The sequence below is a fragment of the Ruminococcus bicirculans (ex Wegman et al. 2014) genome (assembly GCF_000723465.1).
Lineage (GTDB): Bacteria > Bacillota > Clostridia > Oscillospirales > Ruminococcaceae > Hominimerdicola > Hominimerdicola aceti.
Genome location: NZ_HF545616.1, coordinates 1556171 through 1567826 on the forward strand (window position 1 = coordinate 1556171; position 11656 = coordinate 1567826).

An 11656-nucleotide genomic window follows, 5' to 3' on the forward strand; every position below is an offset into this window, starting at 1 on the left:
TTGATAAAATTTGTGTAAATCGTCGAAAGTCTATATAAAAAGCCTGTTTACTATTGGCATTATGTTTTTTTTGTGGTATAATTACGAGTAGTATATTTTTTTGAAAAGGAAAATTCAATGAGTAATTATCAAGATAAAAATAATAATTTAGACGAAGAAAATGAACTGCAGCTTATAATTGGCAGAAACCCTGTTATCGAGGCTTTAAAAGCAAATAAGCTGATCGACACTATCTATATTAACCCTGAGGCTAAAGGCTCTATAACACTTATTTGTAGACTTGCAAAGGAAAAAGGCATAAATGTCAAGCGTGTTACCGAAACAAAACTCAACAATATGAGCAGGGGAGCTTCACATCAGGGTGTTATTGCTATGGGTGCGTGTGCGGAATATGTGTCTCCGGAGGATATTCTCAGCATCGCAAATGAAAAGGGAGAGGATCCTTTCATTATCATTTGCGATGAGATAGAAGATCCGCACAATCTTGGTGCAATAATCAGAACGGCTGAGGCGGCAGGTGCTCACGGCGTTATCATTCCAAAGAGAAGAAGTGCATCATTGAACGCAACTGTTTTCAAAACGTCCGCAGGTGCAGCAAGCTGGTTGCCTGTTGCAAGAGTTTCAAATCTTGCTGCAACTATTGATATGCTTAAAGAAAACGGTGTGTGGATATATGGAACTGACGGCGAGGGACAGAGCTATACTGAAGTTAAGCTAACTGGTCCTATAGGGCTGATAGTCGGCTCTGAGGGCTTTGGCATGGGACGTTTAATAAAAGATAAATGTGATTTTTTGCTTAGTTTGCCTATGGCAGGCAAAGTCAATTCTTTGAATGCTTCCGTTGCGGCGGGCATTTTTATGTATGAAGCCGTAAGACAGAGAAATCTATAAGGAACAGGGAGGTTAAAGCTTTGGCTGATAAATTCTCAATAGACGATATAATTTCAGAATACAGCGAAAAAGTTGAAAATGATTTAAAGACTGACGAGTCACAGGAAAACGATGAAAATTTAAATGAAGATACTAATATTGATGAGAGTATTGAAAAAGATAATGATACCAGCGATATAGATAGTGACGGCTATGATCCAATAAAAGCAACAGATTTTGATGATGAATTGGCGTCAGATCATACGAATGAGAAAAAACGTAACGAGGAAAATGCTGCACTTATAAATAATCTCACCAAACATAAAAAAGGCAAGGCTGCAAAGCAGAGCATTCCGCCTGTGAACAGGGCAAGCCTTAAAGATATCAAAATGGGACTGACGGGAAAAATAATCCCGAAAACAGAGGAGTTTGACAAGGCACTTATCCCTGATGACGCCACCTATGAGGAAAAATCCTCTATATTGTCACAGCACAGAAAGAAGAAAGTTGACAGCTTTGTTCTTAAAACTGACGAGCAGGAAAGTGAGCCTGACAGTGATGATACAAACGATAAAGACAAGGCAGGGCAGACGGAGTTTAAGAAGTTTGATGATGCCGAAAAGGTCTTTGGCTCTATCCGTCATGTGAAGAGCAACCTTGTTCTAAGGCTTTGTGTACTTCTGTTTACGGGCATTTTCAGCACATTCATCACGGTTGCAAATGACCTGGAACTGCCTCTTATAAAGACATTTGACAGAACGATAACCCCTGCGGCATATCTGTTTGCAAACACTATTTTGGGCCTTATTTCTATAGCGGTGTGCTATAACGTGCTTCTTGCCGGAATGAAAAGCCTATTTAAAAAAGAGGCAGATAATGATACAATAGCAGCGATAGGTATTTTTATTACAGTCATTGCAGGAATAATAAATCTATTTGACCCTGAGTCTATTCGTGACAGTGTTTACCATGTTTACATATCCGTTGCAATCGTGGGTCTGATATTCAATACTCTTGGAAAACTTATGGTGGTAAAACGTACTGAGCGTAATTTTAGGTACGTTGCAGGAGATTTTGAGAGATATGCAGTTACATCCGTTGAAGATGAGGAAATAGCAGAAAACTTCACAAGAGGCGCTGTTGCAGAGCCAAAGATAGCAGCTATGCGCAAAACCGAGTTTGTGGACGATTTTATGAAGAACAGCTACACTTCTGATATCTCAGATGAGTATTCAAAGAAAATAAGTCCTTATATCCTCATTGCAGGCGTTGTTATAGCACTTTTGTCACTTATATTTGATAAGGGTGCGTCAAACATGAAAGAACGTTTGTTTATAGCACTTGCGGCTTTCTCAGGCACTGTTACCATGTGTTCTTCGTTTGCGGTAATGCTTATAGTAAATGTACCTTTGGCAAGAGCTACAAAGAAGTATTTGCAGTATTCAGCGGTAATGCTGGGATATTCTTCTGTTGATGAATTTGCTGACACAAATTCACTTCTTGTTGACGCTGAACAGCTTTTCCCTAAAGGAAGTATTGAGCTTGCAAACCTTAAGCTTCTCTCAGCTATTTCTATTGAAGACTGCATTTTAATGGCGGCAAGCCTTAGCTGTCAATCGGGAAGTGTTCTTAAGTCTACATTCTACAAAATGCTCAGAGGCAAGACTGAGTTGCTTTATCCTGTTGAAAGCTACATTTATGAGGACGGTCTTGGACTTTCGGGCTGGATAGAAAACAAACGTGTACTTCTTGGTACAAGAGAGCTTATGGAAAACCACTCTATTGACGGTCTGCCGTCAGAAGCAAAAGAGAAGGAGTATACAAATGGGAATGTTGCTGTATATCTTTCTATTTCTGGAATAACAGCAGCAATGTTTGTTATTCAGGTATCGCCTAATCTGTCCGTTACACGTTGGCTTCAGGAGCTTGAACTTGAAGGTATCACAACAGTAATAAGAACAGTTGACGGCTTTCTTTCACAGCGTTTTCTCTCTGATCTCTTTGATATTGAAAGCGACAGCGTTAAGCTTCTCAGCTTCAGATATCACAAGGATTACGAAAGCGAAACCGAGTACGTTCCACGTCAGGCTTCATCAATGCTTTGCAGCGGACATTTTCCGTCATTTGCAATGCTTGTGATAGGCGCAAAAAGGCTCAAATTTACCGCAGAACTTGGTGCGTCAGTGATGTATGGTGCAACGATACTTGCGGCGCTCATAGCCCTTATAATGATGCTGACAGGTTCATTTGTTCAGCTTACTCCAACGCTAGTTATCGTCTACAACCTCATTGTAATGGGAGTAGCGTTGCTTATACAGCACATCAAAAAACTATAAAAATAAAACCTCGGTCTGTAGTGAAACAAACCGAGGTTATTTTTTACTTATTGCTTATTGTCCAATCTATTGGCTGAATATTGTTACTTACAAGGAAATCGTTAACCTTAGAAAAATGCCTGCATCCGAAAAAACCATTATACGCAGACAATGGAGATGGATGAGCTGCCTTGAATACTGCATGAATAGGGTTCGTTATAAGTGGTGCCTTAGCCTTAGCATTGCCACCCCAAAGGATAAACGCAGTAGGCACATTACGCTCATTAAGCTTTTTTATTACAGCGTCAGTAAGCTGTTCCCAGCCTTTACCCTTATGAGAATTAGGCTGACCCTGACGAACAGTAAGAACAGTGTTCATCATCAGCACACCCTGCTTAGCCCAATCGGTAAGCTCACCATTATTAGGGATAGAGATACCAAGATCAGCATTAAGTTCTTTAAAAATATTCTGCAAAGACGGTGGTGGATTAACACCAGCTTTAACGGAAAAACAAAGACCATGAGCCTGTCCCGGACCATGGTAAGGATCCTGTCCAATGATAACAGCCTTGACTTTTTCATAAGGCGTGTACTTCAATGAATTGAAGATATCATGCATATCAGGATAAACAGTGAAGTGTGAATATTCGTATTTCAAAAATTCACGGAGTTTCAAATAATATTCCTTTTTAAACTCATCAGCCAGAATATCGTCCCAGCTATTTCCGATATGCACCATTATACAGCACTAATGACAGTTCCGACGATCAGACCGAGTATAAGTGCGGCAACCAAAGCGAGAACGAGTATTCTCATGACCATAGGTTTCTTGTCGTTCATTAACTATCGTTCCTTTCATAAAATATACTACTATGATTTTATCATATTTTCGCTGTAAAATCAACTGTTTGGAGGAAATTTATAAAATAATTTGTTCAAAAAATAATGAAGTGGCTCACAAAGGTTCGTAAGTAAGCTACTTCTATACACAAAAAAAATATCATATGAGCAAGGTTTTAACATCGCCTTGTTTTATATGATATCATAAATTTTGTTGTCAAGGGATTACCGCAAATGTAGCATAGCTTGACAGTCCACAAAGTAGGGTGTATACTTAAAGCAGTACACAACGGAGAGAGCCGACAAAGCGTAAAAGAGCCACAAACAGCCCCTCGCACAGCGTGCACAGAAAGTTTCACTAAATAAAAATTTAGTGAAACTTAGAGAAGTGATAAATAAGGAGAATAGATATAAATGAAACAAGCATATGTAGATGATTGCCCATATTATCTTGACGATTTTCTAACTAACATGAAGGTTGTCAAAGACCGTTCTGACCGCACTGAAGAAGCTTATTTTATTGATATCCGAACATTTCTGCGATATCTTAATGTCAAACACCATGCAGTTCCAGCCGAAACGCCTTTCAATAAAATAAAAATAAAAGAAACGCCAATAGAATGGCTCGAATGCTTTTCACTAAACGATGCTTATGTTTATTTAAAGTATCTCAAAGATGAGCGCAATAATTCCACAAAAACCCGTGCGAGAAAATGTTCAGCTTTGAAACAATTCTATGTTTATCTTTGCCAAAAAGCCAAGCTCATTTCAAACAATCCGCTTGATGATCTTGAATTGCCACATATAAATCAAGCCTTGCCTAAATATCTGTCCCTTGAACAAAGCCTTGAGCTTCTGCGTAATATCGACTCTAAAAACCAGGTGCGTGATTATTGTATCATTACTCTGTTCCTTAACTGCGGTATGCGTCTGAGCGAGCTTGTGGGCTTGAATTTAAGCGATTACAGCCGAGATAACAGAACTCTGCGTGTCCTCGGCAAAGGCCGCAAGGAGCGCATTATTTACCTTAACGACGCTTGTGTTTCTGCACTTGATGAGTATATTGACACTACCCGCCCCCACGTGGAACAAACTGCCATTTTTTTGTCGGCTAACAAAACAAGGATAAACAAGCGACGTGTTCAACAAATAGTAGATGAACAGCTCCAACGTGCAGGACTTAGCAATTTGGGTATTACCACCCACAAGCTCAGGCATACAGCCGCAACCCTAATGTACCAACACGGCGGTGTAGATACTCTTGTACTGAAAGATATACTCGGTCACAAAAGCATTGCGACCACTGAGATATACACACATTTATCTGATGAAAACATCAAAAAGGCCATGGAGTCGAATCCATTGTCTGAAGAAATTGAAAAGAAAAAGAAGTAAACAAAAAGCCATGTGAGGAAAATCACATGGCTTTTTTGCTATTTTTTCATACGAATTATAGAATGTTCTGGGAACGTCAGATCTGATCTTATCGACATCTTCATAGCTGCATGATTTGCAGTATCTATGGAGTTGTCGTATTCATCAAACATTTCCTCCACGGTGAACTTCACAGGGCTACCAACAGGTGAAAGCACTTCAATCTCGTCGCCCTTGTTGAATTTGTTTTTTTGAGTACAGTATATTCTTCCACCGCTACAACCGTCAACCACAGCCACAACATCATATTCACGAATATACCCGCCGTTTTCGTAATACTGGCTCTCCTTTGGGTGTCCAAAGAAAAATCCTGTGCAGTATGCTCTGTGGCTTACCTTGAAAACTTCATCCTTAAGCCACTGTGGCAACTCAAAATGCTCAGGATCAGACTTATAGATATCCATAGCCTTTCTGTAGGCATTTGTGATAACGGACACATAATACGAAGATTTAGCTCTGCCCTCGATCTTAAAGCTGTTCACGCCTGCCTCTGCAAGCTTATCAATGTGGTTGAGCATACACATATCCTTGGCGTTGAGGATATAAGTTCCTTTTTCGTCCTCAAAAACAGGATAAAACTCATTGGTGCGCTTTTCTTCCATAAGGTGGTATCCCCAGCGGCAAGGCTGTGCGCACTCGCCACGATTTGCGTCACGGTTTACAAGGTACTGGGAAAGCAAACATCTGCCTGAAAAACTTACGCACATTGCACCATGTACAAAGCACTCAATTTCAAGATCTTTAGGGGTCTTTGCTTTTATTTCGGCGATCTCCTCGAGAGAAAGCTCTCTTGCAAGCACTACCCTCTTAGCACCCATGTTATAAAATTCATTTGCAGTAACATAATTTACTATACCAGCCTGTGTGGAAACATGGATCTCCATATCAGGTGCATATTTTTTTATCAGTGAGAAAACACCGATATCGTTGGCTATCATAGCGTCAACGCCTGCCGCAAGAGCGTCATTCACAAACTGCTCTAAATGCACTATCTCGTCATTATGAGGAAGCGTATTGCAGGTCAGATACACACGCTTACCCCTGCTGTGAGCCTCGTCACAGGCTTTTTTCAGAAGCTCAGCGTCAAAGCTTGCAGAGGCGGCTCTCATTCCGAAAGCCGTACCTCCAAGATAAACTGCATCAGCACCAAAATCCAGCGCCGCATACAGACGTTCCATATCTCCCACAGGAGCAAGAACTTCAAGCAAATTATTTTCAGTCATTAAAAATTCAATCCTTTATTACTTTTTCTTTGCAAGTCCAGCCTTAACAAGATTTTCCTCATGCTCGTCAAGTGTCTTTGCATAGAATGTTTCGCCCGTCTTAAGATTATTACAGAAGTAATAGTAATCAGTCTTCTTAGGCTCAAGAACAGCGTTTATTGCAGCCATACCAGGGTTGCATATTGGTCCTGCCGGCAAGCCCTTGCACTTATAGGTATCATAACACTCGGTATAATGCTCGATAGAAGCTGTGTTGTCAGCCTCGGTTTTTATAACATTCTTAATATAATTTGTTGTTGTATCAGACTGGAGCATAGGATAGGTGTCAGGGTCGTCAAGTCTGTTCAGAAATACCGAAGCTACCTTTGGCATTTCGTCCTCAGAAGCGGCTTCAAGCTGAACGATAGAAGCAAGGGTCATAACTTCGTTAAGTGACATACCGGAATTTTTGATCTTAGCTTTGACAGTTTCGTATTTCTTTTCAAACTGCTCTCTAAGCTTCTTGGTAACGTTTCCTGCACTGTCATTCACATAAAACTCATATGTATCAGGATAGAAATAGCCTTCCATGCGATAGAACATATCGCCGTTATCATCAACATCATTTTCAAAGTCAAAGCCTTGATTTTTATTGAATTCAAACAGGAAGTCGTCAGCAGTGCAGACCTCATTATCTTCAAGCTTTTTAGCTATGTCAAGAAGATTTTCTCCCTCTGTGAATGTAATGCTTACAGTCTTGTATGACTCTCTCATTTGTGAAAGTTTTTCGATTATTTCAGAATATCCGCTTGATGGCTGAAGTGTGATATCACCAGGATATATAGCTGCAGGCTTTTCAAATTTCAAAGCAAGCATAAATAGCTTTTTGTTCTTTATAACTCCCTCATTTACAAGTATATCAGCTATCTCACTGTTTGTTGAGCCTGCAGGGATATTAAATCTGATATCCTCGTCAGTTTTTCCGATACCATAATACTCCATGCCAATAGAAATGCCGCCCACTGCAAGCACTAAAGAAACTGTAAGAATTACTATAACAAGTATAATTCCGCCAAACACCGAATTATTCACCTTGCTTTTCTTTCTTTTTTTCTTTTTCTTCTTGCCGCTTTTTGACTTTTTTTCTTGCTTTTCGGGCTTCTCTGGCTTTTTATCCTCGTCTTTCTCGCTTTTGTCTTCCTCTGACTTGTCCTCGTGAAAAGCCAGGATAGGTTCAGGCTTGTCATCGGTCGCTTCTGGAGTTTCCTGTGGTTTCTCGTCAGTATTATCTGCCTGTTCACAGGCTTCGGAACTGTTCTCAGTGTCAGCGATAGGCTCTGCTTCAACGCTTTCTTCGTCCGCTTCATTTTTCTCGGCAGACTTTATCTTTGCGTTGACATCATTTATTATATCGTCAACATTAAAATTCAGATCGTCCATTATTTACTTCCTTTCCTTTGTGTTTATAGTATATATATCCTTATCAGTAAATACCTTATCTACAGAGATATCATAGCCGTCATGACAAAAGCTTTCTGACATACAGTTATCATAACATAAACCTAACTTTATGCCATTATAATCAGCCAAAAATCTGTCATAAAAGCCCATACCAAAGCCAAGCCTGTATCCGTCTTTATCATACGAAAGCGCAGGCACGATACACAATGCATTGTCAAAAACGCAGTATTTCTCACAACTTTCATCAGGCTCAAAAATGCCAAACCTACCCTCTTTGAGATCATAGGTGCTGTTTATTCTGTGAAAATACATAATATTGCCATTTTTTTCACATCTCGGGCATAGCACTATCTTGCTCTTTAGTGCCTTTCTTACTATCTCCGCCGTAGACACTTCAATATCAGAGGAAACATATGCAAGCACAGTTGTGCAGCTTTTATATTCCTCGCTGTCAAGGAAAGCTTGCTGAACAGCCACATCTGCCTGTTTTCTTTCTTCCGCAGACATACTAAGACGTATCTCTTTGAAATGCTTTCTTAAAGCTTTTTTATCTGTCATTTGCTCTGCATACCTGATTCAAGGGCTTCTGCCTTTTCTTTTGAAACAAGAAGCTCAACAAGCTTGAGTGCAAACTTCATGCTGCAGCCTGCACCCTTTGCAGTGATGAACTTACCGTCAACAGCCACAAGTCTGGCAGAATGTATCGCACCTTTAAGATCTTTCTCATAGCCTGGAAAACAAGTTGCATATCTGCCGTCAAGAAGACCCTTATGACCGATTATGGACGGAGCGGCACATATTGCGGCAATGTATCTGTTATTATCAGCACAGTAATCAACTGCACCAAGCACATCAGGGCTTGCTTCAAGATTTAAAGTACCCGGCATACCACCTGGGAGAACTATCATTTCGAGCTCGTCATTAAGAACTATCTTATCCACTGTTGTATCGGTCTTGACAGGAATGTTGTGTGAGCTGACTATCATATCAGAGCCTACACCTACAGTAAAAACTTCAACGCCTGCTCGTCTGAGCAGATCCACAGGGGCAAGAGCCTCCATTTCCTCAAAACCATTGGCAAGAAATACATAAACCATAACAAATGACTCCTTTCGATCATCTGAAAGTAATTACATTTTTATTCAAAAGAAAAGCAGGATTATAAGAAAGCTTTGACTTTCTAAGACCCTCTATTCCTAGATCCTCTTCCCTGTTGATGAAGCTGAGACCCTTTGCATTATGCGACGCAAACTGACTACACAGCATAGGATATGCACCCTGAACGTCAGCGAGTGCTTTTTCTATATGCACCACAAAGGTATCCGAATTTATTTGTTCACCAACTGTAAAGCCTGTCATTTTATCATTTCTGTAAAGCACAGCACCTTTAAGTCCGAGTCTATCCATATTCGTAAGAAAAAGATCAATAGCATATTGCTCAACCACCGCCGAAGGATCGTCAGCGTTGTCATTCTTATTATAAAACTCAGCCGAAAATTCAATACAGCTGTCTATTTCCTTATCAGTAAGCTCTCTGTATTCCCAAGGCTCGTCCATGAAACGCTTTATGTGATTACGCTTGCCGTGATACTTTTTGCCTTTAAGCTCGATAAGGTCGGAAGCATTGTAAATATAGTCTGAACTGTCCCTATCATACTCGCAGATGATTTTATCACCATAATATTCTTTTATCCAGCTTAGGTTATCATCTGTTACAGAAGATACGATAAGCGGCTTTCCATGGGCGGAAACGTATTCTTTAAGCTCATCAAAAAGCCTGATATATTTTTCTTTGCCCTCAACGTCTATTTTAACGCCCGCAGGAAATGTAAAATACGGCTGACCGTCCTCAAAGGAACAGCTTATATAAAAATCACCATGATGTGTTATTACAGTGTCATTAAGTCTTTGCCACGCCATATTATTTGCAAAGCAATATTCTGCTCCTCTGAAATCTGATACTGCAAGACACTTGGTTATCCATTCTTTGTCCTCAAAACTTATTTTTCTGAAATCAAACATTAAACACACATTACTTTCTATTGATTAACCCCAGAACATCTCCGAAAATCTTATCTTTTGTATAAGGCTCGCTGCCGTCGCTGCAAGGAATAATATCCCAATCCTGTTTCTCAGCGGTAAACAAAGCGGCTTCACGGCATTTTTTCAGATACTCCACATTTGCTTCATGGATATCCTTTTTGCTTTCATCTCCGCCGTATCTTCCCGACATCAGCTTTTGAGATATCTCTATTGGCATATCCAAGAATATCACCTTGTCAGGTCTTGGAAGCCCAAGCTTGTCATACTCGTAATTTTCAAGCCAGTCTATAAAATCTTCCCACTGCTCTTTCGGCAGTTTTGTCATCTGATAAATGCAGTTTGATGTAACATATCTCGCTGCAAGTACAAGACTTCCCTCTTTATAGTCATGCTCCCAAAATTGTTTGTAGCAAGCGTATCTGTCAACAGCGTAAAAGCTTGAAGCTGCGTAGGCATTCACGTCAGCAGGCGTTTTGCCTATCTCACCATTAAGATACATCTTTACCAACGCAGATGACGGATTATCATAGTCAGGAAAGCTTATAGCCTTATGCTTTATGTCATTTTCGCTGAAATAAGCAGAAAGCCTTTCAAACTGAGTTGATTTTCCACTTCCATCAAGTCCTTCAAGAACTATAAGTCCAGATCTATTCAACATTATTCATTTCTCCGTAAATTTTCTTTACTTCAGCCATTTTTCCACAGCTCATTGCGCCCTCTGGACACTTGCCTTTCATTACACATGACGGACCTGCGTTCTTGAAAAGCTCAGGAGCGGCCTGCTTGCAAAGTCTGAGCATTTCATCAGCCACAGCCTTTATCTCCCATTGTGCTCTGTTACAGCATCTATGCTGGAAGAAATTAAACAGTGTTCTGACGTTCATTGTCACAACTATCTTTGTTTCACAAGCGTTTGGAAGAACAAATCTTGCGTCCTCATAGGCTTTTTTCTTAGCCTTGTTAAGTGCGTCTTTTTCAGACATACCCTGCTCTAAAAATGCCTTCTCATGAGTTTTGGTAAGTATGTCAGCAATCTTATTATAACACTCAAGGAGCTGATCCATTTGCTTGTCAAATTCAGCCTTTGCTTCTGGCACAGCCTCTATTGATGGTGGCGTGATAAACTCAAAGCCGCTTTCATTTACATAACGCTGGCTTTTTTGAGAATAAGACGCAATTCTGTGTCTTACCAACTGATGAGAGCAGGCACGGGATATCCCCTCTATGCCAAAAGTAAAAGAAACGTGTTCCATAGGGCTTTCGTGACCAATAGATACGAGCCTTTCAATAAAGCTCTTTGTTTTTTCTTCCGTAAGGCCCTCTCTAAGCGAGGCGATATCACTGCTTGAATAGCAAAGTTTTGCAGCAGTAGCAACCACCTTTTCAGGCTCAGGTGTATGGGTAATAAGCTCAACTCTCATCATATATGATCCTTTCCACATATTTTTTATATTATACCATTAAAAAGCCTACAAGTCAACATTTTATTTT

At 40.2% G+C, this 11656-nt stretch carries 11 protein-coding genes; 3 read left to right on the forward strand and 8 right to left on the reverse strand.

Annotated features, from left to right (window positions below; translation table 11 throughout):
- Positions 1-117: 117 nt before the first annotated feature.
- Both rlmB and RBI_RS07115 read left to right on the forward strand, forming a co-directional pair.
- A complete protein-coding gene (gene rlmB, locus RBI_RS07110) occupies positions 118-891 on the forward strand; it encodes a 23S rRNA (guanosine(2251)-2'-O)-methyltransferase RlmB (RefSeq protein WP_038671989.1) in 774 nt (257 codons plus the stop codon).
- A 20-nt stretch (positions 892-911) separates the two neighbouring features.
- Entirely contained in the window at positions 912-3206 is a 2295-nt protein-coding gene (locus RBI_RS07115; RefSeq protein WP_038671991.1) for a hypothetical protein, read from the forward strand.
- A 43-nt stretch (positions 3207-3249) separates the two neighbouring features.
- On the opposite strand, the gene RBI_RS07120 is transcribed toward RBI_RS07115, so the two are convergent.
- Positions 3250-3924: a uracil-DNA glycosylase gene (locus RBI_RS07120; protein ID WP_038671992.1), complete on the reverse strand. Its 675-nt coding sequence runs from the start codon at positions 3922-3924 to the stop codon at positions 3250-3252.
- A 515-nt stretch (positions 3925-4439) separates the two neighbouring features.
- Here RBI_RS07120 and RBI_RS07125 point away from each other — a divergent pair.
- Entirely contained in the window at positions 4440-5420 is a 981-nt protein-coding gene (locus tag RBI_RS07125; RefSeq protein ID WP_038671994.1) for a tyrosine-type recombinase/integrase, read from the forward strand.
- A gap of 38 nt (positions 5421-5458) precedes the next feature.
- Here RBI_RS07125 and RBI_RS07130 read toward each other — a convergent pair whose 3' ends face one another.
- The 7 genes from RBI_RS07130 to thyX are packed head-to-tail and all read right to left on the reverse strand — an operon-like array spanning position 5459 to position 11586.
- Positions 5459-6682, reverse strand: coding sequence for a peptidase U32 family protein (locus RBI_RS07130; RefSeq protein ID WP_178086261.1), 1224 nt, complete (start codon positions 6680-6682; stop codon positions 5459-5461).
- Positions 6683-6700: 18 nt separating this feature from the next.
- Entirely contained in the window at positions 6701-8101 is a 1401-nt protein-coding gene (mltG, locus tag RBI_RS14095) for an endolytic transglycosylase MltG (RefSeq protein ID WP_051706600.1), read from the reverse strand.
- Between the two features lie 3 nt (positions 8102-8104).
- Positions 8105-8680, reverse strand: coding sequence for a 5-formyltetrahydrofolate cyclo-ligase (locus tag RBI_RS07140; RefSeq protein WP_038671996.1), 576 nt, complete (start codon positions 8678-8680; stop codon positions 8105-8107).
- A complete protein-coding gene (locus tag RBI_RS07145) occupies positions 8677-9219 on the reverse strand; it encodes a DJ-1 family glyoxalase III (RefSeq protein WP_022286914.1) in 543 nt (180 codons plus the stop codon). Before RBI_RS07145 ends, RBI_RS07140 begins: the two co-directional genes overlap by 4 nt.
- Before the next feature lie 19 nt (positions 9220-9238).
- Positions 9239-10144 (reverse strand): DUF2156 domain-containing protein, encoded by a 906-nt coding sequence (locus tag RBI_RS07150; protein WP_038671998.1) that lies wholly within the window; start codon positions 10142-10144, stop codon positions 9239-9241.
- A 10-nt stretch (positions 10145-10154) separates the two neighbouring features.
- On the reverse strand, positions 10155-10823 hold the full coding sequence (locus RBI_RS07155; protein ID WP_038672000.1) for a dTMP kinase: 669 nt from the start codon (positions 10821-10823) through the stop codon (positions 10155-10157).
- Positions 10813-11586 carry an FAD-dependent thymidylate synthase gene (gene thyX / locus RBI_RS07160; protein ID WP_038673278.1) on the reverse strand — a complete coding sequence of 258 codons (774 nt, stop codon included), beginning with the start codon at positions 11584-11586 and terminating at the stop codon, positions 10813-10815. Before thyX ends, RBI_RS07155 begins: the two co-directional genes overlap by 11 nt.
- Positions 11587-11656 lie beyond the last annotated feature (70 nt).